Origin of the sequence: Bradyrhizobium sp. SZCCHNRI2009 (assembly GCF_032485115.1) — a bacterium.
Lineage (GTDB): Bacteria > Pseudomonadota > Alphaproteobacteria > Rhizobiales > Xanthobacteraceae > Bradyrhizobium.
The window spans coordinates 45,525-65,453 of record NZ_JAUEUH010000008.1 but is presented as its reverse complement, the minus strand read 5'-3'; the positions used below and the strand labels follow the sequence as shown (position 1 = coordinate 65,453).

Annotated in this window: 21 protein-coding genes and 1 riboswitch; of the genes, 11 read left to right on the top strand and 10 right to left on the bottom strand. The window is 65.7% G+C overall.

Going from position 1 to position 19,929, the window contains the following annotated elements:
* Positions 1 to 151: 151 nt before the first annotated feature.
* A complete protein-coding gene (locus QX041_RS25905; protein WP_316166992.1) occupies positions 152 to 1,555 on the bottom strand; it encodes an ABC transporter substrate-binding protein in 1,404 nt (467 codons plus the stop codon).
* A 386-nt stretch (positions 1,556 to 1,941) separates the two neighbouring features.
* Between QX041_RS25905 and QX041_RS25900 the strand changes: the two genes are divergently transcribed.
* Both QX041_RS25900 and QX041_RS25895 read left to right on the top strand, forming a co-directional pair.
* Complete coding sequence (locus tag QX041_RS25900; RefSeq protein WP_316166991.1) at positions 1,942 to 2,550, top strand: hypothetical protein; 609 nt, start codon at positions 1,942 to 1,944, stop codon at positions 2,548 to 2,550.
* An 878-nt stretch (positions 2,551 to 3,428) separates the two neighbouring features.
* Positions 3,429 to 3,818 (top strand): DUF1236 domain-containing protein, encoded by a 390-nt coding sequence (locus QX041_RS25895; RefSeq protein WP_316167227.1) that lies wholly within the window; start codon positions 3,429 to 3,431, stop codon positions 3,816 to 3,818.
* Positions 3,819 to 3,870: 52 nt separating this feature from the next.
* Here QX041_RS25895 and QX041_RS25890 read toward each other — a convergent pair whose 3' ends face one another.
* The 3 genes from QX041_RS25890 to QX041_RS25880 form a co-directional block, all read right to left on the bottom strand.
* On the bottom strand, positions 3,871 to 4,224 hold the full coding sequence (locus tag QX041_RS25890; protein WP_315718418.1) for a VanZ family protein: 354 nt from the start codon (positions 4,222 to 4,224) through the stop codon (positions 3,871 to 3,873).
* A 130-nt stretch (positions 4,225 to 4,354) separates the two neighbouring features.
* Positions 4,355 to 4,954: a thiamine pyrophosphate-dependent enzyme gene (locus tag QX041_RS25885; RefSeq protein ID WP_316166990.1), complete on the bottom strand. Its 600-nt coding sequence runs from the start codon at positions 4,952 to 4,954 to the stop codon at positions 4,355 to 4,357.
* The gene (locus QX041_RS25880) at positions 4,951 to 5,502 is read right to left on the bottom strand and encodes a thiamine pyrophosphate-binding protein (RefSeq protein ID WP_316166989.1); all 552 of its coding nucleotides are present in this window, start codon (positions 5,500 to 5,502) and stop codon (positions 4,951 to 4,953) included. The genes QX041_RS25885 and QX041_RS25880 overlap by 4 nt, the downstream gene beginning before the upstream one ends.
* A 151-nt stretch (positions 5,503 to 5,653) precedes the next feature.
* On the opposite strand from QX041_RS25880, the gene QX041_RS25875 reads away from it, so the two are divergent.
* Together QX041_RS25875 and QX041_RS25870 are read left to right on the top strand one after the other, a co-directional pair.
* Entirely contained in the window at positions 5,654 to 6,703 is a 1,050-nt protein-coding gene (locus tag QX041_RS25875; protein ID WP_316166988.1) for a hydroxyacid dehydrogenase, read from the top strand.
* A gap of 431 nt (positions 6,704 to 7,134) precedes the next feature.
* Positions 7,135 to 7,347, top strand: a complete 213-nt coding sequence (locus QX041_RS25870) for a hypothetical protein (protein WP_315754543.1) — start codon at positions 7,135 to 7,137, stop codon at positions 7,345 to 7,347.
* A gap of 9 nt (positions 7,348 to 7,356) precedes the next feature.
* On the opposite strand, the gene QX041_RS25865 is transcribed toward QX041_RS25870, so the two are convergent.
* Both QX041_RS25865 and QX041_RS25860 read right to left on the bottom strand, forming a co-directional pair.
* On the bottom strand, positions 7,357 to 7,929 hold the full coding sequence (locus tag QX041_RS25865; RefSeq protein ID WP_315718423.1) for a GNAT family N-acetyltransferase: 573 nt from the start codon (positions 7,927 to 7,929) through the stop codon (positions 7,357 to 7,359).
* Between the two features lie 8 nt (positions 7,930 to 7,937).
* Positions 7,938 to 10,295: an Orn/Lys/Arg decarboxylase N-terminal domain-containing protein gene (locus QX041_RS25860; RefSeq protein WP_316166987.1), complete on the bottom strand. Its 2,358-nt coding sequence runs from the start codon at positions 10,293 to 10,295 to the stop codon at positions 7,938 to 7,940.
* Positions 10,296 to 10,438: 143 nt separating this feature from the next.
* Here QX041_RS25860 and cobT point away from each other — a divergent pair, with 143 nt between their 5' ends.
* From cobT to QX041_RS25845, 3 genes are read left to right on the top strand one after another with little or no spacing between them, the layout of a single operon-like run.
* Positions 10,439 to 11,494 (top strand): nicotinate-nucleotide--dimethylbenzimidazole phosphoribosyltransferase, encoded by a 1,056-nt coding sequence (cobT, locus tag QX041_RS25855; protein WP_316167226.1) that lies wholly within the window; start codon positions 10,439 to 10,441, stop codon positions 11,492 to 11,494.
* Positions 11,494 to 12,087 carry a histidine phosphatase family protein gene (locus tag QX041_RS25850; protein ID WP_316166986.1) on the top strand — a complete coding sequence of 198 codons (594 nt, stop codon included), beginning with the start codon at positions 11,494 to 11,496 and terminating at the stop codon, positions 12,085 to 12,087. Before cobT ends, QX041_RS25850 begins: the two co-directional genes overlap by 1 nt.
* Positions 12,084 to 12,803 (top strand): adenosylcobinamide-GDP ribazoletransferase, encoded by a 720-nt coding sequence (locus QX041_RS25845; RefSeq protein ID WP_316166985.1) that lies wholly within the window; start codon positions 12,084 to 12,086, stop codon positions 12,801 to 12,803. The genes QX041_RS25850 and QX041_RS25845 overlap by 4 nt, the downstream gene beginning before the upstream one ends.
* On the opposite strand, the gene cobD is transcribed toward QX041_RS25845, so the two are convergent.
* Positions 12,800 to 13,831 carry a threonine-phosphate decarboxylase CobD gene (cobD, locus tag QX041_RS25840; protein ID WP_315828434.1) on the bottom strand — a complete coding sequence of 344 codons (1,032 nt, stop codon included), beginning with the start codon at positions 13,829 to 13,831 and terminating at the stop codon, positions 12,800 to 12,802. The genes QX041_RS25845 and cobD overlap by 4 nt on opposite strands.
* Before the next feature lie 37 nt (positions 13,832 to 13,868).
* On the opposite strand from cobD, the gene cbiB reads away from it, so the two are divergent.
* Positions 13,869 to 14,840: an adenosylcobinamide-phosphate synthase CbiB gene (gene cbiB / locus QX041_RS25835; protein WP_315828433.1), complete on the top strand. Its 972-nt coding sequence runs from the start codon at positions 13,869 to 13,871 to the stop codon at positions 14,838 to 14,840.
* Here the strand turns inward: cbiB and QX041_RS25830 are convergent.
* From QX041_RS25830 to cobU, 3 genes are read right to left on the bottom strand one after another with little or no spacing between them, the layout of a single operon-like run.
* The gene (locus tag QX041_RS25830) at positions 14,827 to 16,320 is read right to left on the bottom strand and encodes a cobyric acid synthase (protein ID WP_316166984.1); all 1,494 of its coding nucleotides are present in this window, start codon (positions 16,318 to 16,320) and stop codon (positions 14,827 to 14,829) included. The two genes, cbiB and QX041_RS25830, sit on opposite strands and share 14 nt — an antisense overlap.
* 4 nt (positions 16,321 to 16,324) lie before the next feature.
* Positions 16,325 to 16,933: a cob(I)yrinic acid a,c-diamide adenosyltransferase gene (cobO, locus tag QX041_RS25825; RefSeq protein WP_316166983.1), complete on the bottom strand. Its 609-nt coding sequence runs from the start codon at positions 16,931 to 16,933 to the stop codon at positions 16,325 to 16,327.
* A gap of 16 nt (positions 16,934 to 16,949) precedes the next feature.
* Positions 16,950 to 17,486 carry a bifunctional adenosylcobinamide kinase/adenosylcobinamide-phosphate guanylyltransferase gene (gene cobU / locus QX041_RS25820; protein ID WP_316166982.1) on the bottom strand — a complete coding sequence of 179 codons (537 nt, stop codon included), beginning with the start codon at positions 17,484 to 17,486 and terminating at the stop codon, positions 16,950 to 16,952.
* A gap of 34 nt (positions 17,487 to 17,520) precedes the next feature.
* A riboswitch (cobalamin riboswitch) is annotated at positions 17,521 to 17,714 on the top strand.
* Between the two features lie 118 nt (positions 17,715 to 17,832).
* On the opposite strand from cobU, the gene QX041_RS25815 reads away from it, so the two are divergent.
* Genes QX041_RS25815 through cobW form a run of 3 tightly spaced genes read left to right on the top strand, consistent with a single transcriptional unit; the run spans position 17,833 to position 19,922 of the window.
* Complete coding sequence (locus tag QX041_RS25815; protein ID WP_316166981.1) at positions 17,833 to 18,465, top strand: HupE/UreJ family protein; 633 nt, start codon at positions 17,833 to 17,835, stop codon at positions 18,463 to 18,465.
* 3 nt (positions 18,466 to 18,468) lie between these two features.
* Positions 18,469 to 18,864, top strand: coding sequence for a DUF1636 domain-containing protein (locus QX041_RS25810; RefSeq protein WP_316166980.1), 396 nt, complete (start codon positions 18,469 to 18,471; stop codon positions 18,862 to 18,864).
* A gap of 20 nt (positions 18,865 to 18,884) precedes the next feature.
* Complete coding sequence (gene cobW / locus QX041_RS25805) at positions 18,885 to 19,922, top strand: cobalamin biosynthesis protein CobW (protein WP_315718434.1); 1,038 nt, start codon at positions 18,885 to 18,887, stop codon at positions 19,920 to 19,922.
* Positions 19,923 to 19,929 lie beyond the last annotated feature (7 nt).

The window sequence follows — 19,929 nt, the reverse complement described above, 5'->3', positions numbered from 1 at the left end:
TGCCGTCGATCCGTCGCGCCCGATGGCTGTTTGCGGATGCTGCGACGCGCTCGCCACGCGGCGCCCTCCGTCCAGAACATCGAAAAAGTCCGGTGGCAAGGTGCGTTCGAACTGGTGTCGACGCACGAAATCTCCTCCTCATGAGCCGAGCCTATCGCCGAGAGGCGAGGGTTGGACTTGGCGTCCATGATTGATCGGGGGCGCCGCTCGGCAGCGTCGCTCGCCTTTCGGCGACGGCATGGTTGAAGAGTTCGAGGACCAAGCCGAATGCCGCCAAGTCCTCTGGTTCGATGGCTCCATCGTCATAGCCCTTGAGTGTCTCGACGATGATCCCGTCGACCTCTCGTTGCCAGGTCAGCAGATCGTGTTCTGAGCCGGCATTGCGCACCTCCGAAACCACCGCAAGAATGCGGTTGCGGCCGCTGGTGTCGTCCTCCAGTTCATCCCGGTTCAGATAGCGGCGCAGCCATTCGGCGGCCGAACCGATGCCGGAAAGTACGAGCAAGGCGAACCAGAAATAGTCGCTGTACTTGTCCAGAAAGGTTCGCTCCGTGCCGTTGATCACCGCCGCGGCGCCTCGATGTACGGAAGGCTCGGTCTCCTTCTCGGTATCGGGCTTCGTGATGTGCGAAGCGCCGGCGAGGCCTTGCGTGATCGTGTCGCGGACCGCGAAAAGCTGCCGGTAGAAGGCCGCCGCCTTGGCTTCTGAAAGCTCCTTCTTGGCCAGGATCAGGTGATTGACGCTGATCGTGTCGACCTTGTCCTCCGGCCAGGCCGGTTTCGCGTTGAAGACGCTGGCTGGAATTTCCTCGGCCTCGTAGCGCGGATGCTTCAGGGCAATGGCCTCCGATGCTTCGATCGGAAGAAACGTCGGAGCTCCGCGGGCTCGGGAGGTCGCGGTGATGGCGTCCACCGTGATCCTGCTGTCGAGCGGACCGACGGCGAGATACGCATCGAGGGTGGGGTCTTGCGCAAGCTTCTCGATCTCGTCTGTCCCGAATTGAACCGTGGCAACCTTATCGGGTTGCACGCCGGAGCCCTCCAGAATGGCCTGGAGCACCGCGACGTTTGCTCCGGTCCTCCCGATGATGCCGACCTTGTGACCTGCCAGATGGGCGATATCTGCGATCTTGCCGCCGGCCTTCTGCTTGGGCTCGTTGCCGCGTCGCCCGAAGGGCGACCACAGCACGACATAGTTCTTGCGCAGGACGGCCAGTGTTTGCGCATCGGGCGGCATGCCGAGGTCGCCGCGGCCGACCGCCAGGTCGGTTTTGTCGGCGGCCAGCAGGGCCAGGGATTCAGCCGCTCCGCCGGTCGTGATCGGGGAGAGCCGGACGGTCCTGCTTTCCTCACCGAAGGCGTCGGCCATCGCCTGGACCACCTTGTGGTCGTCGCTCGCCGCCGGTCCGACGGCGATCCGGAGAGTCTCGGGCTGCAAGACGTAGAACAGGCCGGCCGCAGCGGCGCCAAAGGCGACAAATCCCAAGGCCAACACGATCAGCAGCCTTCGTTGACGGCGGTCGTGAGCACTCCTGACCACATCGGACGATGACATCAGCGGACCCCTTGAGAAAAACGCGTGTCGGCTCCAAGCGCACTGGAACTTGGGCGAACCGGTGTCAACCCGGAATGTTCCGTCGACTGGATCAGGTACAGGGAACTTGGGGTCGACCTCGTCGATGTGCAAATGTCCGGTGCGCCATGGACCAGCTGTGGATGAAGCCCCCGCAACGGTGCTCTCAGAGAACAGACGTTTCTTGCGTCCAGTCGGAAGGTCCGCCGCCTCGGGCCGCAAGCAGACATGACCATCGCGCGTCTTTCGAAGCGATCATTTCATGGCTTATCAATCTGCGGTCAATATGATTGGAGCTTGATAGAGGAGTTGGAATGAAGCCCAGCCGATCATCTCAGCCGTGCCTTATGATTCTACGCATCTTGGTCATGGGTCTCGGGCTTCTCCACCCGCACCGGGCGACGGCCGCTGACGAGCTGCAATATTTCCACGACTGCGTGAAGCACGAACTGCCCGCGGCTTTGCGCCGCTTCGTCATCGCAAATGGTCCAGACAGACTGAACCGCGCGGAGGACAGTGCAAGAACTGACATTGTTAATGACCTGTTTTCGGCCTGTCGGCAGAGCGCATTGGATAGCGCGCACCGCGCAGATGAGCGGTCCTACGTTGACGAGGCCGTAGGATCATTCTTCAAGGAGATCCCCTGGATCGTCGAACTGCAGCACCGGACGGAGCAGCTCTTGAAGACGGATCCAGATAAGGCGTTCGAAGAGCAAGCTGTACGCGCCTATTCCTTCTGTCTCGAGGGCACTGCTCGGCGGTTGGCTCAAACGTCCGAAGATCCTATCGACACGATTGAGCAAGGGGCACTCGTAGGGTGCAGCAGAAACAGACAAGTTGTCTTCGATACATATTCAAGTCATGGAAAGTCCTTTGCTCCAGTGGAGATGAAGGCTTTGGAGAAGGAGTCTCATGATAAAGTGTCTGCCATCGTGACAAAAATCCGGAACGATGTGCGTAAGACAAAGCAGCAGTAGCTGTGTCTGCTGTCGTCATTGATTTCAACCTCTTTGGAAACGTCAGAGTTGAGCTCGTGCCACGGCCTTCTTTCGTGCTCGTCGGGCAAATCACTGATGGGACTCGGCATGCGCCGTCCCATTTCGCGGTCGGATCGCCGAAGGTGTGTCCTTGAATCGATTCGAAAATCGCTAACTTGCTCAATCAGATGTCATCGATCGCCGTTGAGGAAGTGAGAATAGATGTTTCTTTTTTACAGAAATCATGCATGATGCACCCATCCTGTCTCGCCGAGAGGGGCGTTGCGCGCGATCGTCACGACACGTGGGGCAGGGATGCGGTGGCCGTGAGGTGTCGCAGCATGCGCTTACGCGCATGTGGACGAACGACGCAGCACGGACGCGAAGTCGTGTGGTCCTGGCCTCCCGGTGCCGAGGTCAAGCGCGCGACGAGGGCTCATGCCCTCGCGCGGGCGACGGGGTCAATCAGCCGGTCCCCGAGGAGAGCGCGAAAGAAGCGTTAAGACTGCCGCGCAGGGAATGCCGGTTGATCGGCTGAACCTGTGGTACCTGCCGCCTGCATTCTTTCAGCAGGCGGGCCATGGGTGAGGCCTTCACCCGGCATTCCCTGTGCCCTCTCGATTCATCGGAGGGCCGTCGATCGCGGGACTCGGGCGTGATCCGCCGCGAGAGTGCGAACCTGCGCGCGGTTGTTTGAAACGTGGATAGCAACTGAGCAATCTCTCCATCATCTCCGACGATGGTGAAGAGTTCGAGGCTTGGTTCCCTTGGCATGATGGTTCCCTTGGCATGATGAAGTTTCGGCCATTTGGAACCGGAACTGCAGGCGATCCCTTGGTGTTGAACGGCATCTCGAAAGCACTGGAGGAGAGACAATGATGAGAACCCGTCTTGCCGTTTCGCTGATCGCCACCTCGCTGCTGGCGTCGACCGCTGCGTTCGCCCAGTCCACGACCGTCGAAGGTGCCGCCAATGGTGCTGCGGCCGGCGGCGCCGTTGCCGGTCCGGTCGGCGCCATGGTTGGTGGCACGGTCGGCGCCGCCGTCGGTGCGGGCCTGGAGATTCCGAACGCGGTCATCAACTCGATCGAGGCCGAGCGCGCGCCGTCGGTGGTCGTCCATGAGCGTGTCGTGGTCGGCGAGCCGCTGCCCGCCACCGTCGAACTGCGTCCGGTACCGCGCTACACCGAGTATCGCTATGCCGTCGTGAACGATCGCCGCGTGATCGTCGATCCGCGCACCCGCCACGTCATCAAGATCATCGAGTGATCTGACATTCTGACAGGCAGGGGCCTCGTCGCATCAGCGGCGGGGCCTCTTGTCATGCGGTTTGCGTGCGGATCTGTCGGATGAGCCAGTCGATGGCCGCGGACAGGCCGAATCCGATGCAGGCGGTCGCGGCGTCGACGACGAAGTCTTCCAGCCGTGCGTGACGCCCTGGCGCCAGGAACTGCGCGAGTTCGAGTGCACCGATCAGGATCACCGCAATCCCGGTGGTCAGCAGCCGATGACTGCGATAGGCGAGGCCGAACGCAAGGCCGATCAGGATGAAGGCGAGGGCGTGTTCGCCGTCCTGTCCAAGCTGCGAATGGGGCCTATAGCTGGGCGGGCCCAGCGTTGCGAAGGCAACGGCTGCGGCGAGCAGCCAGGCCGAGAGGCGGATCGCGATCTTCATGGACGCTGCTTAGCACGTTCCGGGCCACGAACCGGGGTCACGGTCGCTTGAGGCACCGGTTTAGTTAACGTGGCTCGGAAGCCGGAACATGGCCTTCTCATCGTACCGCGAACAGCTTTCGTCCGGCGCCTCAGATCGGCTGCCGGACTCCCAGACCCTGCATGAAGCGCTCGCGGATTTGGGCCGGATCGCGCCTCGTGGCGCCCGTACCGGGCTTGTCGTCGATCTTCGCCGCAATCAGCACTGGACCGGGCGCCTCGAACGCAACATCGATCAAGCGTTCGAAATCCTCTTCGTCTACAGCCCAATGGCTGGCGCCAATGCCGCAACCGGCGGCAATGGCGACAATGTCGGCCTGCCGGGCCGAGGTCGGCTGGCTGCCGGTGATCTGGTAGATGCCGTTGTCCATGACGATGATGGCCAAATTTTTCGGCGCCAGCGTCGCAATCGTGGTCAGGCAGCCGAGCTGCATCAGCAGCGAGCCGTCGCCCTCGAGCGCGAACACCCGGCGCTGCGGCTGCGCCAGGGCGACGCCGAGCGCGATCGGGCAGGCAAGCCCCATGCTGCCGAGCATGTAGAAATTCTGCGGCCGCGGGCCCGCCGCCCACAGATCGAAATTGGTGTTGCCGATGCCGCCGATGACAGCTTCCTCGTGCTTGAGTTTCGCGACCAGCCGGCAGGTGAGGTCGGTGCGGTTCATGACCTTGGTGTTGCTGATGGTCGCGCTCATGCGAACACCTTTCCGCCGGTCAGCAGCGGCGACAGGATGAGCGCCACCGGCGCCTGTGTCGCCACCGCCTGCTTGATCGAGCGGTCCATGATGAATTCGAGCTCGTCGAGGCGCGTCATGGTGTGATGCTCCATCGCCAGCGCATCGAGCACGGGGCGCATGGTCCGGCACACCAGCGACTGGCCGTAGTTGAATTCGCCGAGCGTGCCGCGCTCGGACACGATCATGATCAGCGGGATCTGGCAGGGCACGACCAGCGAGGCCAGCACGTTGGGCAAGGTCGCGAAGCCCGATGTCTGCATCAGGAGCGCGCCGCGCCGCCCGCCCATCCAGGCGCCTGCGAGAACGCCGACCGCTTCCTCCTCGCGCGCCGTCGCAAAGGTCGTGAAGAACGGATCGTCGTGCAGGCTGTGGATCAGCGGCGTCAGGACGCGGTCGGGAACGTAGGGGATGAGGTCGACGGCGTTGCGCTTGAACGTCTGCAGCACGATCTCGTGCCAATTCGGCACAGTGCTCGCGGATCGCGCCGCATCGGCATCGGCGGCCATTGCTGTTCCTCCGGTCGTCCCTGATGGGGGGGCGCTGTTTGGCGCTGAGCTTGACGGCACCGGGACGATTGTCAACATGCCGGCCCGGCCGGTCAGGCATCCGCTTTCAAGTCCGACATCAAGAACCAAGACACCAGGAGGTCGCCTGTTCATGGCCGCGAATTCCAAGCGCGTCTTCTACGTCAAATATCTGGCCCACCCGATCTTCAGCGAGCTGCTCGCCGCACGCTCCGACGTCCGGCTCGACCGGCTGGAGAACGAGAGCTCCGAGGCCGAGACGGCGCCGATCCTCGCGGCGGCTCACGCCTACCAGATCGGGGCGGCCCGCGACGAACTCGCGCCGCGCTTCCATGTCGATGCAGACCTGCTGCGCCGCGCCCCAAACCTCCTCGTCGTGTCGAGCAACGGGGCCGGATACGACCCGGTCGACGTCGACGCCTGCACCGGGGCCGGCGTCCTCGTCGTGAACCAGTCCGGCGGCAACGCGCATTCGGTGGCCGAGCACACGCTCGGCATGATGCTGACCCTGTCGAAGCGCATCATCCAGTCCGACCGCCGGCTGCGCCGGGAGCGCGACGTCAACCGCAACGATCTGATCGGCAACGAGGTGCAGGGGCGGACGATCGGCATCGTCGGGCTTGGCCATGTCGGCCGCCGGGTTGCCGAGCTGTGCCGCGGCCTCCTCGGCATGACGGTGCTGGCCTATGACCCGTATCTCTCGCCGGAGGAGATCGCGGCACGCGGCGCGGAGAAGGTGGAACTCGATGACCTGATGCGGCGCTCTGATTTCGTCTCGATCAACTGCCCGCTGACGAGGGAGAGCCGGGGCATGATCGGTGCCCGCGAGTTCGCACTGATGCAGCCGAGCGCCTATTTCGTCACCACCGCCCGCGGCTTCATCCATGACGAGGAGGCGCTGTTCACCGCCCTCAGCGAAAAGCGCATCGCCGGCGCCGGCCTCGACGTCTGGGCCAAGGAGCCGCCGCCGCCGGACCATCCGCTGCTCCAATTCGACAACGTGCTGGCGAGTCCCCATACGGCCGGCGTGACTCGCGAGGCGCGGCAGAACATGGGCCGGATCGCCGCCGAGCAACTGCTCGCCGCGCTCGACGGCGGGCGGCCGCCGCGCCTCATCAACCCCGAGGCCTGGCCGCGCTACAGCGCCCGTTTCCGCGAGGCATTCGGAGTGACACCCGCCTAGCCGGGAGAGGGGAATTGCGAGGAGAAGATTTCATGCGTCGCAAGCCGCGAGGCGGCGACAAATCTTCTCTCCCGGGCGGCTTCCGCGAAGCGGACATTGCTATTTTCCGAGCTGTCTCGACAGCACGATGGAGGCTGATCATTTTTCCTGTGGCGCCATGAGCTTAGGCCACGTTTTTCGCTCGGCGCGGAAGGGAAGTTGGTCCGATGCGCAGGCTGAACGCGATCCTGAAGTCGACCCACGGCCGCGTCCGTCGCGCCGTCTCGCAGTTCGTCGCAATCGCCGCGGCGAGCCTGCCTTCGGTCGGCGCCTGAGCGCCGGTTCCACGAGCTGCGTCAAATATTTGCATCGACCGCTTGATATCGGTCAACAGCGAGCTGGGAAGCGCGGTAACATCACCTCCGAGCACTCCGTGAGAGACGGGAGGTTGCATGTCGCGCTATGTCATCCATTTCATGAAGGACGTGCTGGGCGAGAACGGCCGCCAGTGCGAGATTTGCCAGAGCACGCTGGAGGTTGAGGCCGAGAGCGAAGGCGAAGCCGCAGAGATCGCAAAGTCCCGGTTCTGCGAACAGCAGGAGCTGCGCGACTGGTCGCTGCATGCCGACCGCATCGAGGTGAAGGCGGCCGACTTTCCCTCCTGACCCTGCGGCTCAGCGGCGCAGCCCAGCCGGTGCGTCGCTGGCCCCGGGGCCCAGCGAGCGCTGCACCATCACGGTGTCGCACCAGCGGCCGTAACGGTAGGCGACGCCCGGAAGCAGCCCCACCCTGGCGAACCCGAAGCGCTCATGAATGCCGAGCGAGGCGACGTTGTCGGCGTCGATATAGCCGATCATCTGGCGATATCCGGCCGCTGCGGAAGCATCGATCAGCGCCTGCATCAGCAGCCGGCCGACACCACGGCCGAGATGCTCATGGTGGACATAGATCGAATGCTTGACCGCGAACCGATAGGCTGGCCGCTTCCTGAACAGGACGACATAGGCATAGCCCACGACCTCGCCGCGGAATGTCGCGACCAGATGTGGCAGCCGATGATTGCGCAGATTCTTGCGCCGCTGCTTGAGATCGTCCGGCTCGGGCGCCCCGGAACCGGCGGCGCTGTCCTCGACCCCGCGGCGGACGTGCCGCCGGTAGATCGAGAGCATGGCCTCGACATCTTCGTCGCGTGACGGCCTGACGAGGACCGTCGGCTCGGTCTCGCGAGCCGTGATCGCGCTGTCCATGGTTCGAATTACTCTGCGCAGACATAGGTATGGAGCCGGATCCGGCCGGACTCGTCGAGCTCCTTGTACAGCCCCTGGATCTCGACGTCGAAACCGGGATAGGCGTTGAACGCCCGCTCGAACATCTTGAGGTAATCGATCATCGGCTGGGCGCGTTCGGACAGCCGTTCGCCCGGAACGATGGTGGCGATGCCCGGCGGATAGACCACGAACGGCGTCGTCGCGATGCGCCCGGCGATCTGGTCGATCGGCAGGTAGTCGACCTCGTTTCGCATCAACGCACGCGCCGCCTCGCGCGGCGACATCGCGATCTCGGGCAAGTGCTGCGGCTGGAACTGCTTCGCCTGCAGCGCGCTCACCTCGGCCTCGCGGTAGAAGCGGTGCATCTCGGCGCAGAGGTCGCGCAGCCGCAGCTTGCCGTAACGCGCAAAGCGCTTGCGGGTGAACTCCGGAATGGCGTCCTCGAGCAGCACGTTGTCATCGTGGAGCCGCTTGAAGGCGACCAGACCGCTGATCAGGGTTCCGGCCTTGCTCGCCTCGACCCCCGGCGTCAGCAGGAAGAGCAGCGAGTTGAGGTCGTTCTTCTCCGCCACGATGCGGTTCTCGCGCAGATATTGCGCGACGATCGGAGCCGGGATGCCGTGATCGGCATAGCCGCCGGTGGTGCGATCGAAGCCGGGGGTCAGCAGGGTCAGCTTGTTGGGGTCGGTCATGGTGAAGCCAGCGGCGAGATCCGGAAAGCCGTGCCATGCCGCCCCGGGCGCGAGCTGCCACAGCGCGGCATCGGTCGAGAGCTGGTCGGTCGAGAGCGCCTCCCAGGCCACGTCGTGGCTAGCCCCGGGATTGGCCGCATCGGGGATCGATACGCGATCCGGAACGAATGGCTCGAAGAACCAGCGCCGCGCCGGATCCTTCTCCTTCTCCTCGAATTCGCGGCGCATCGCCCGGATCTTCTTGCGCAACTCGATGCCGAGCCGGATCGTGTCGTCCCACAGCACCTCACCGGAGCGGCCCTTCATCATCTGTGCGCCGACGTCCAGCGAGGCGAACAGCGGATAGAACGGCGATGTCGAGGCGTGCTGCATGAAGCTTTCGTTGAAGCGGCGATGCTCGATCCGCCGCCGCTGCCCCTTGATGTGGCGGTCCTTGACGTGGATCTGCGATGCCTGGGAGAAGCTCGCGAGCTGCTTGTGGGTCGATTGCGTGGCGATGATGCCGGGAGCGTCGGGCCCGAGATCGCCGAGGCCCATGGCGAAGCGGCCGGCGTAGAGCGGGTGGAATTTCATGAAGCCCGCCCAGGCCTCGTCGAACATGATGTAGTCGCAGAGGTGCCCGATCCGCTTCAGGATCATCTCGGCGCTGTGGATCGTGCCGTCATAGGTGCACTGCTCGACCACCGCGACGCGGAACGGGCGCGGCTTGCGCCAGGCGTCAGGATCCTTGACCAGCGGGTTGTCGCGGATCTGTTGCCGGAGGTGCTCCTCATCGAGCAGATCCCAGCGCATCGGGCCGATCAGGCCCCAGGGGTTGCGAACCGTTGGGACGTAGATCGGGACTCCGCCGGAGATCAGCAGCGCGCCGTGATGGGCGGCCTTGTGGTTGTTGCGGTCGAACAGCACGAGGTCGCCGTCGGTGACCAGGGCCCCGAGCACGACCTTGTTGGAGGTCGAGGTACCGTTGAGGACGAAATAGGTCTTCTCGGCGCCAAAGATCTGCGCCGCTTCCTTCTGCGCGCGCAGCGCCGGCCCCTCATGGGTCAGGAGATCGCCGAGATCGAGCACGGAATTGTCGAGGTCGTCCCGGAACACGGCCTCGCCGAGATGCTCGACGAAGACCCGGCCGATCGGGCTGCGGCTATAGAACACGCCGCCATTGTGCCCGGGGCAGGTCCAGAGCTGGTTGCCTTCCTCGGCGTAGTCGACCAGCGCGCCGAAGAATGGCGTCTTCAGCGTCTCGGCATATTGCTTCAGCCGGCTGACCAGGTTCTTGGCGATGAAGGCTGGAGTCTCCTCCGACAGGAAGACGTATCCGTCGATGAAGTCGAGCACCTCGACCGGCAGATCCTCGAACCGCTTGCGGCGGATCAGGAGGATGATCGGGAAGTCCAGTCCGCGACGGCGCATCAGGTTGATCAGCGACGCCGTCTTGCCTTCCAGGCCCTTCTTGCCCCAATCGACGACCATGCAGCCGATCGCGGCATCCGTCTGCACGGCGATCTCGGCGTCCTCCAGCTTGCGGGCGCGCACCACCTCGAAGCCCGAGCGCTGGATCTCCTCGATGATCTGGTTGAAGCGGAGCCCCGCAAGGTCGTCGGTCTCGAACACGGGCGCGGCGAACAGGAAGGTGAAGCGGCGGAAGTATTCCATGAGAGTCTTTCGGGCTGGGTGGGCAGCCACCTGTCGTCACGTTCGATGACGCTTCGATGACAATAGGACGCCTCACGGAGCTTGTCTCGGCCGCCTCGCAGTGGCAATCGTCCCGAACCCGAGTGACGCTGAAAGGATCCGTGGTGCTTCCTGAATGGATCAGCCTTGATTGTGTGGCGCCGTCCGAGCTCCATCGGCAGGCAGCGCTGGAACGCCAGGCCCAGTTGACCAAGCCGTTTGGCGCCCTTGGGCGATTGGAGCAGGTGGCGGTCGATCTGGCCGCGCTGCAGGCGTCGGAACGTCCAGGGGCCGACCGGGTGCCGGTGGTGCTGTTCGCAGGCGACCACGGCATCGCGGCGCGGGGGGTCTCGGCCTATCCGCCCGAAGTCACGGTCCAGATGCTCCACAACTTCGCCGGCGGCGGTGCGGCGATCTCGGTGCTGTCGCGCAGCCTCGGCTGTCCGCTGGAGGTGGTCGACGTCGGCACGCTGGCGAGCGAGCCGGTGCCCGGCGTGGTCGTCGACAAGCCGCGGCGCGGCACGCGCGACTTCAGCACCGAGGCGGCGCTGACGCTGGAAGAGGTTGCGTTCGCGGCCGAAGCCGGACGGCGCGCGGTGGTGCGACAGGCCGATCACGCGCCGCAACTCGTGATCTTCGGCGAGATGGGGATCGGCAACACGACATCGGCGGCAGCGATTGCCGCCGCGCTGCTGTCATGCGCGCCCGCGGACATCGTTGGCAGCGGCACCGGGCTCGACGCCGCCGGGCGGGCCAGAAAGGCTGCGGTGATTGCCGATGCGTTGGGGCGACACGGGCTCACGGCGGGAGCGGCCGTCGCGGATGTCCTGGCTGCCGTCGGCGGCTTCGAGATCATTGCGATGGCCGGCGCGATCGTCGCCGCCGCGCAGCGGCGCTGGCCGGTGCTGGTCGACGGCTTCATCGTCTCTGTCGCGGCGCTGGTCGCCGTCCGCCTCAATGCCTCCTGCCGTCCGTGGCTGCTGTTCTCGCATCGCTCGGCCGAGCGCGGCCACGCCATCGTGCTCGACGCGCTCGGTGCCCGTCCGCTGATCGACCTCGATCTGCGGCTTGGCGAGGCCTCGGGCGCCGCCACTGCGCTGCCGATCATTCGGTTGGCCTGCGCGCTCCACGGGGGCATGGCCACCTTTGCGGAGGCCGCCGTCTCGGGAGCCAAGTCCTGATGCGGATCGATCTGCTGCGGCACGGGACGACAGGACGGGACGGCTATCTCGACGGCCGCACCGACCCACCGCTCAGCGAGCCCGGCTGGGATCAATTCCGGCGGCAGACGCAAAGCCGGATCTGGCACAGCGTCGTCAGCTCGCCGTTGGCGCGCGCACGTGTGGCAGCGGAGGATTATGCCCGGCTGACCGGCTGCGCGCTGGACATCGACGTGGATTGGAGCGAGGTCGATTTCGGCCTGTGGGACGGGCGGACGCATCGCGACATCGCTGCCGAGCCCGGAGGCGAAGCCTTGCTCGACACCTTCCATGCCGATGCTCAGGTTCGGGCGCCGGACGGTGAGAGCTGGTCCGATTTGCAGGCGCGAGTGGCGCGCGCAACACATCGTATCCTTGTCCGGCCCGAGCCTGCGCCGGTTCTCGTGGTGACCCATGGCGGCGCCATACGCGCAGCGCTCTCGCATCTGCTCGGCTGGCCGCTGCACCAGCTGTGGAGCTTACGCATTCGCCCTGGTACGCGGATCACGCTCGAAGCCGGGCAGGGCGATGATGGTGTACCTTGGGGCGAAATCGTCGAGATCATCCAGCCATGATGCTTCGTGAATTCTGGATCGCATTGCAATTCCTGACACGGCTGCCGACACCGCGGGTCGCTGAGTTACGACCGGACGATCTGGCGCGGGCGTCGGTCTGGTTTCCGGCAGCCGGACTGGTGATTGGCGCCTGTCTGGCGCTGGTCGCCCGCCTTTTTCATGATGCCGATCCGTGGATCGTCGCGCTGACCGTGCTGGTCGCCTGGATCGGGATCACCGGCGCGCTGCATCTCGATGGGCTCGGCGACGTCGCCGACGCGTTCGGCGCCTCGCATGGCAAGCCGGAACGCTTCATCGCCGTGCTGGGCGATCCCCATGCCGGCAGCTTTGCCGTCGTCGCGATCAGCTTGCAGATCGCCGCCAAGCTGGTGCTGATCGCCGAGCTGGCGACGGGCCCGACGGCCTGGGCGCTGGTGCTGATCCCGGCCTGGGCACGCTGGGGGACTTTGATCTGCAATAAGACCCTGCTGTCGTTGAAGCCGGGGCTGGGGGCGAGCATCTCGAACAGCGTCGGCTGGAACGTCATCGTCGCCTGGGGCGGCGCACTCGCGATCGGCGCGCTGGCCGGCGCGGTGCCGACGCTGGTTGTGATTGGTCTCGTTCCGGCGGTCGCGTTCTACTGGCAATGGCGGCTCGGCGGCATCACCGGCGATTGCCATGGCGCCAGCATCGAGGTCACGGAAACGCTGCTGCTGGCCGCCTGCGTTCTCGGCTAGGACGCGCTGCCGAGCGCCTGCGCCAGCCGCTGCCAGCCTGTCTCATGGCCCGGCAGGCCGAAGCGCAGCCAGCTTGTTTGAGCCGGAAAACGCCGGACATGGATGCCATGGCGGGCGAGCCGCTCGGCAATGTCAGGCGCGCTCGGCGATGTGATCAGTCTGAACAGCGGCGTGCCGCCGAGGACCGCGCAGCCGGCCTTGCTCAGAAGATCGTCAATGCGCGAACAATCCTTCGCGAGACGGGCGCGTGTCTGGTGCAACCAGTTTTCATCCGCCAACGCCGTCGTTCCGATCGCGAGCGCCGGTCCGGACACGGCCCAAGGCCCGAGCGCATCACGGAGTTGCCGTACAATGTCGACGGAGCCGATCGCGAAACCGAGGCGGACGCCGGCAAGGCCGTAGACCTTGCCGAACGAGCGCAGCACGATCGTCGCCGGCGGCAGGTCGGCTGCCAGGCTGGCATCGGCGGGATAAAGATCGATGAATGCTTCGTCGACGATCAGCAGACCATCGCGCCGGCGCAGCCCCGCTGCGATGCTGATCAGTGCGTCGCGCGGCAGCAGGCGGCCGGTCGGATTGTTGGGATTCACGACCACGGCGACATCGGCGCCAGCGTGCGCATCGAGATCATCGACCAGACTGACGCGATGACCGCAACGGCGCCAGCACAGCGCATGCTCCTCATAGGTCGGCGCGAGCACGGCGACGGTCGCGGGTGGGCGCAGTCTGGGCAGGATCTGCAAGAGCGCCTGCGTGCCGGGCGCGGCAACGATCATGTCGGGCTCTGCCACGCCATGGCGAGCCGCGGCCGCTGCGCGTAAAGCGTCATTCTCGTATTTGCCAGGCAGACGCGCCCAGCTCTCAGCCGGGATCGCCGGCACGGGATAGGGGATCGGGTTGATTCCGGTTGACAGATCGATCCACGGCTGTGGCGCATCCGGATAGCGACGGCTGATCGCAGCGAGATCGCCGCCGTGAAGGATCGCTTCCGGCTCGTCCGCGCGCATGCTAGTCGCTCTGTCGTCCATCTCTTTCCTTTACATGTCTTTCCTTCAGCGGAGATCGATGTTCGTCTCTCTCGCGCTCACGGCGCTCCTCGTCGAGGCGGCGGTCGGTTATCCCCAGGTCCTGGTGCAGCGGATCGGTCATCCCGTGATGTGGGTGGGCGCGCTGATAGCATGGGGGGACCGCCGCTGGAACAGGGCAGCAGACGGCTTTGCCGCACGACGCGCGCGCGGCATGGCGCTCGTGTGCCTGCTCGTCGCGGGGATGATGGCCACCGGTCTCGCCGCAACATGGGTCATGCAGGCGCTCGTCGGCGAACCGGTCGCAACCATCATCCTTGGTGTGGCGGCAAGCAGCCTGCTGGCCCAGCGCAGTCTCGACACGCATGTCGCCGCGGTTGCAGAGGGACTGGGGCAGGAGGGGCTCGAGGGCGGCCGCAGAGCCGTCTCGATGATAGTCGGCCGCGATCCCGATCGGCTGGATGAGGCCGGCGTCGCGCGGGCCGCGGTCGAGAGCCTGGCAGAAAACTTCTCCGATGGCGTCGTCGCGCCCGTGTTCTGGCTCGTCGTCGGCGGGCTGCCGGGCATCCTGATCTACAAGGCTCTCAACACCGCCGACAGCATGATCGGTCATCTCTCGGACCGTCACCGCGCGTTCGGCTGGGCGGCGGCGCGGCTCGACGATCTCGTCAATCTGCCGGCCTCGCGCCTGTCCGCGCTGTGGATCGCAGCCGCCGCGGCCTGCATCCCGAGCGCCTCGGCTTCGGCCGCGGTGCGAGCCGTCGCACGCGATGCGTCGAAGCACCGTTCGCCCAACGCCGGCTGGCCGGAAGCGGCGATGGCCGGTGCGCTCGGACTGCGCTTGGCGGGGCCGCGCGTCTATCACGGTCATCTCGTCACCGATGCCTGGATGGGCGACGGGCGCGCCGATCTCGACGCGTCCGACATCCGGCAGGCCTTGCGGCTGTATCGGCTGGCCTGTCTGGTTCAAGCCCTGGTCGTCGCAGGGCTCGTCCTGGTCAGGATCCTGTAGCCGCCACGGGCGGCGCGGGCTTGCTCGCCAATGCCAGGATACGGTCAACGTCGACGTAGCGCTCTAGATGCGCCGCGAGTGCATCCAACGTCGTGTCCACATCGATCTCATAGGAGAGGCCGCTGGTCGTCGCGCCGAGGCCGCGCAGCCAATGGCTGCGCAGGCCGTCGTCGGCGAACAGGCCATGCACGTAGCAGCCGGCTACCAGGCCATCAGGCGCGATGGCGCCATCGCGCCGGCCATCGGAGAAGGTGAGGAAGGAGCGCTGTGTCGCCCGTCCCTCCGTGCGGCCGATGTGCATCTCGTAGCCGCGGAACGAGAGCTTATCGTGCGTCAGCGTGCCCTGGACCTCGCGTAACGCCTTGTCATCGGTCAGTGTCGTTTCGACGTCGAGCAGGCCAAGTCCCGCGACGGAACCAGCTGCACCCTCGTGCCCATCCGGATCGCTGATCACGCGCCCCAGCATCTGATAGCCGCCGCAGATGCCGAGCACGCGGCCGTCGCGGCGAAGATGCGCGCGGAGATCAATGTCCCAGCCGACTTCACGCAAGGCGGCGAGATCGGCGATCGTCGCCTTCGAGCCCGGCAGGATCACCATCGATGCGTCGCCGGGGATCGGCGTGCCAGGCCGCAAGAACTGCAGATCGATTCCATCTTCCAGCCGCAACGGATCGAACTCGTCGAAATTGGAGATGCGCGGATAGGCGAGGATGACGACCTTCGGTCGCTGTCCTCCCGATGATCCGCGTTCAGCCAGGCCAAGCGCGTCCTCCGCCGGCAGGCGGCGCGCATCCGGAAAATGTGGAATGAGCCCGAGCGACGTCCACCCCGTCCGCTGCGCGATCTCGTTCATGCCCGATGCAAACAAGGCGGGGTCGCCGCGGAACTTGTTGACGAGGAAACCCGCCACGCGTGCGGCATCGTCGGGCGCGATCACCGTCTTGGTGCCGACCACGCTCGCAATCACGCCGCCTCGATCGATGTCGCCGATCAGCACCACCGGAATCTGCGTCGCCTGCGCGAAACCCATGTTCGCGATGTCGCCGCCGCGCAGGTTGATCTCGGAGGCGGAACCTGCGCCTTCGACCAGCACGATGTCGGCATCCGCCGCGAGCTGATGGAAGCTGTCGAGCACGGCCGCCATCAGTTGCGGCTTCATCGCCTGATAGGCCGACGCCTTGGCGGTGCCGATGACGCGGCCCTGCACCACGACCTGCGACCCGATCTCGCTCTGCGGTTTCAGCAGCACCGGATTCATGTGCACGGTCATCGGCCGCCGCGCCGCGCGCGCCTGCAGCGCCTGGGCACGGCCGATCTCGCCGCCATCAGCGGTGACGGCGGCGTTGTTCGACATGTTCTGCGGCTTGAACGGCGCCACCTTGAGGCCGCGCAATGTCAGCGCGCGCGCGAGCCCGGCGACGATCAGCGATTTGCCGACGTCGGAGCCGGTGCCCTGGAACATGATGGCCCGCGCGCTCATGAGCTCAGTACTCGATGCCTTCCTGCGCCTTCACGCCGGCCGCGAAATGATGCTTCACGAGGTTCATCTCGGTGACGAGATCGGCGGCCTCGATCAGCTCCGGCTTGGCGTTGCGGCCGGTGACGACGACGTGCAGATCGGGACGGCGCGCTGCGAGCGTGGCGACGACGTCTGCGATATCAAGGTGATCGTAGCGCAGCGCGATGTTGAGCTCATCGAGGACGAGCATCCGGATCGACGGATCCGCCATCAGCTCCTTAGCCTTCGCCCAGGCGCGCTCGGCCGCGGCGACGTCGCGCGCACGATCCTGCGTCTCCCACGTAAAGCCTTCCCCGAGCGTGTGCCACGACACCTGATCGCCGAACTTCTCGATCGCCTTGCGCTCGCCGGTTTCCCACGCGCCTTTGCCGAACTGTACGACGCCGATGCGAAAGCCGCGGCCGAGTGCGCGCAGCATCAGGCCCCACGCCGCCGTCGATTTGCCCTTGCCCTTGCCGGTGTGAACGATCAGCAGGCCCTTCTCCACGGTTTTGGAGGCGACCTCGGCATCCTGCACCGCCTTGCGGTTCTCCATCTTCGCCTTGTGGCGTGAATCGTCGGCGCTTCCGGTCATCGGCATTGTCTCCTCGTCACTTCAACGTCAGCGGCAGTCCCGCCGCCATCAGGATCACGCGATCCGCTAAGGCCGCGATGTCCTGGTTCAGTCGCCCCTGGGCATCGCGAAAGGCGCGCGCGAGCGCGTTGTCCGGCACGATGCCCAGTCCGACTTCGTTGGACACGGCCACGATCGGGCCATGCGCGTTCCTGAGCGCGTCGATCAGCTCGGCTGATCTTGCCGCCACGTTCATGTCGGCGAGCATCACGTTGCTGAGCCAGAGCGTCAGGCAATCGATCAGCATCGGTACGCCCGATTCTCCACTTGACCGGACGAGGCCCGCGAGATCATGCGCCGTCTCCAGCGTCTGCCATCCCTCGGCGCGGCGCGCCTTGTGCTGGGCGATCCGGTCGGTCATTTCGGCGTCGAAGGCCTGCGCGGTCGCAACATAGGTCCAAGGCGCGGGAAGGGCGGTGACGAGGGCCTCGGCATGGCGGCTCTTGCCCGAGCGCGCACCGCCGAGCACCAGCGTCAGGCGCGGCAGGGCGGGATGCGGCGGGGCGGGGACCATGGGGACGATTCCGATTGACGGGCTTTGGTGCGACCCGTATCTAACAGATGACGGTTCTCCGAAAGGAGAGATTTAGGGAACACGGTGCGGGTTCTTGACCCAAAGCCGTGGCTGCCCCCGCAACTGTAATCGGCGAGTGTGAGGCCAAGACACCACTGGGAAACCGGGAAGGTGGCTTCATGCGGTGACCCGAGAGCCAGGAGACCTGCCGTCGACATTGCTGTTGGCCGACCCGTCGCGCGGGGAGTCGCGATGCTGGTTCTGATCCCGCCGGGATGGGCGGGGTGCCGTCGGATGCAGCGCATCGTCCGGTCCTCTGGGGAGCCGGCAAGCGACGGAGACGGCCATGAAGTTGACCCGTACCACGACCTTTGCAGCCGCGAGCCTGATGCTGCTCGCCACCGATCCCGCCTTCGCGCATCACATGATGGGTGGCAAACTGCCGCAGACGTTTGCGCAGGGGATGCTGTCCGGCCTCGGCCATCCTGTCATCGGAATCGACCATCTGGCGGCGATCGTGGGCGCGGGCATCGTTGCAGCGCTTCTGGGCCGCGGCTTCGCGCCGGTGCTCGCCTTCGCCACCGCGATGATCGCGGGCGTCGGCCTTCATGTGGCCAAGGCCAACATCCCGGCTGCCGAGCTGCTGGTCGGCCTGACCACCGTCGTGGTTGGGCTGGTGGTGGTGATGCGTGGCCGTTTCGGCGTGCTGCCCGTCGCCGGCCTGTTCGCCGTGACCGGCCTCGTCCATGGATATGCGCTGGGTGAATCGATCGTCGGGGCCGAGAACACCCCGCTCGGGGCCTATCTCGTCGGTCTGCTCGTGATCCAGACCATCATCGCCGCCGGCGCGTTCCTCGGCACCAGGCTGCTGTCGGCGAAGGCCAAGGCGGCTGCGCCGCTGGCGCTGCGGCTCGCGGGCGCTGCCATCGTGCTGGTGGGTGGGGTCGCCGCGGCGACGGCGGCCGGCGTGATCGGCTGATTGATGACCGCATCAGAGACTGATGAGACGACGCTGTTCGTCTGCGTCACTTGCCGTTCGCAGGCGACGGAAGCTACGCCGCCTGATCAGCCGCGGGCCGGAGCCCGTTTGCTCGCCGCGATCGAGACGTTGCCGACCGCGCAGCGCGCCGGTGTCACCGTTGTCGGTGTCGAGTGTCTGTCGAACTGCAATCGTGCGTGCACGGTTGCGGTGACGGCGCCGGGCAAATGGACCTATGTGCTCGGCGCCCTCGATCCGGATCTGCATGCGCGGGATGTGCTGACATTTGCGCAACTGCATCAGCGCCATGACGCCGGCCTGCCGGCCTGGCGCGAGCGTCCCGAATACATTCGCAAGAACACCGTCGCGCGCGTGCCTGCGCTGTCAGCGCCACGCTGAAAACGAGAGATCGTATCGCCATGACGAAGTCGTTCGCCAAGACGCCTTGCACCATCGTCACCGGTTTCCTCGGCGCCGGCAAGACCACGCTGGTGCGCAACCTGATCGAGACCGCGAACGGTCGCCGGCTCGCCATCATCGTCAACGAGTTCGGCGATGTCGGCATCGACGGCGACATCCTGAAGGGTTGCGGCGTGCCGGATTGTCCGGAGGATCGCATCGTCGAGCTGTCGAACGGCTGCCTGTGCTGCACCGTTGCCGATGATTTCGTCCCCGCGCTCAGGAGCCTGCTGGATCAGAAGGAGCCGCCTGAGCATATCGTGATCGAGACCTCGGGGCTGGCGCTGCCGAAGCCGCTGGTGCAGGCCTTCAACTGGCCCGAGATCGCGACGCGCGTCACCGTCGACGGCGTCGTTGCGGTCGTCGATGGTCCGGCGGTGGTCGCGGGACGCTTCGCCGATGATCCCGAAGCGCTCGCCGCGCAGCGCGCCACCGATGCGTCGCTCGATCACGACAATCCGCTGGAGGAGGTCTACGAGGACCAGCTGCTGTGCGCCGATCTCGTCGTGATGAACAAGAGCGACCTGATGAGCGAGGAGCAGCGCAAGGATGTCGCGGCCGAGATCGCGGCGAAGGTGCAGCGTGCCGTCAAGGTGATCGCGACGGAGCACGGCAGGCTGTCGGCTTCGGTGCTGCTCGGGCTCGGTGCCGCCGCGGAGGACGATCTCGCGGCCCGGCCGTCGCATCACGACAACGAGGCCGAGCACGATCACGACGATTTCGAGAGTTTCGTGCTCGACGTTCCGGCGCAGGCTTCGCCCGATGCGCTCGTCGACCGCATCGCGGCCGCCGTCGACGCGCATGATGTGTTACGGGTGAAAGGGTTCGTGGAAGTCGCCGGCAAGCCGCTGCGCCTCCTGGTGCAGGCCGTGGGCAGCCGCATCCAGCATCAGTTCGAGCGCCCGTGGCGCTCGGGCGAATCGCGGCAGGGGCGGCTGGTGATCATCGGCGAGCGCGGCCTCGATGCCGCTGCCATCCAGAGCCTGATCACAGGATAGGCGTTAC

Bases quoted from the DNA above. Each gene is read 5' to 3' on its own strand.
- QX041_RS25900 (WP_316166991.1), top strand. From the start codon at position 1,942: ATGGGTCTCGGGCTTCTCCACCCGCACCGGGCGACGGCCGCTGACGAG.
- cobD (WP_315828434.1), bottom strand. From the start codon at position 13,831: ATGGACGACAGAGCGACTAGCATGCGCGCGGACGAGCCGGAAGCGATC.
- QX041_RS25905 (WP_316166992.1), bottom strand. From the start codon at position 1,555: ATGTCATCGTCCGATGTGGTCAGGAGTGCTCACGACCGCCGTCAACGA.
- QX041_RS25860 (WP_316166987.1), bottom strand. From the start codon at position 10,295: ATGGAATACTTCCGCCGCTTCACCTTCCTGTTCGCCGCGCCCGTGTTC.
- cobO (WP_316166983.1), bottom strand. From the start codon at position 16,933: ATGACCGGAAGCGCCGACGATTCACGCCACAAGGCGAAGATGGAGAAC.
- QX041_RS25815 (WP_316166981.1), top strand. From the start codon at position 17,833: ATGAAGTTGACCCGTACCACGACCTTTGCAGCCGCGAGCCTGATGCTG.
- QX041_RS25810 (WP_316166980.1), top strand. From the start codon at position 18,469: ATGACCGCATCAGAGACTGATGAGACGACGCTGTTCGTCTGCGTCACT.
- QX041_RS25885 (WP_316166990.1), bottom strand. From the start codon at position 4,954: ATGAGCGCGACCATCAGCAACACCAAGGTCATGAACCGCACCGACCTC.
- cobW (WP_315718434.1), top strand. From the start codon at position 18,885: ATGACGAAGTCGTTCGCCAAGACGCCTTGCACCATCGTCACCGGTTTC.
- QX041_RS25865 (WP_315718423.1), bottom strand. From the start codon at position 7,929: ATGGACAGCGCGATCACGGCTCGCGAGACCGAGCCGACGGTCCTCGTC.
- cbiB (WP_315828433.1), top strand. From the start codon at position 13,869: ATGTTCGTCTCTCTCGCGCTCACGGCGCTCCTCGTCGAGGCGGCGGTC.
- QX041_RS25895 (WP_316167227.1), top strand. From the start codon at position 3,429: ATGAGAACCCGTCTTGCCGTTTCGCTGATCGCCACCTCGCTGCTGGCG.
- QX041_RS25890 (WP_315718418.1), bottom strand. From the start codon at position 4,224: ATGAAGATCGCGATCCGCCTCTCGGCCTGGCTGCTCGCCGCAGCCGTT.
- QX041_RS25850 (WP_316166986.1), top strand. From the start codon at position 11,494: ATGCGGATCGATCTGCTGCGGCACGGGACGACAGGACGGGACGGCTAT.
- QX041_RS25845 (WP_316166985.1), top strand. From the start codon at position 12,084: ATGATGCTTCGTGAATTCTGGATCGCATTGCAATTCCTGACACGGCTG.
- cobU (WP_316166982.1), bottom strand. From the start codon at position 17,486: ATGGTCCCCGCCCCGCCGCATCCCGCCCTGCCGCGCCTGACGCTGGTG.
- QX041_RS25875 (WP_316166988.1), top strand. From the start codon at position 5,654: ATGGCCGCGAATTCCAAGCGCGTCTTCTACGTCAAATATCTGGCCCAC.
- QX041_RS25880 (WP_316166989.1), bottom strand. From the start codon at position 5,502: ATGGCCGCCGATGCCGATGCGGCGCGATCCGCGAGCACTGTGCCGAAT.
- QX041_RS25830 (WP_316166984.1), bottom strand. From the start codon at position 16,320: ATGAGCGCGCGGGCCATCATGTTCCAGGGCACCGGCTCCGACGTCGGC.
- QX041_RS25870 (WP_315754543.1), top strand. From the start codon at position 7,135: ATGTCGCGCTATGTCATCCATTTCATGAAGGACGTGCTGGGCGAGAAC.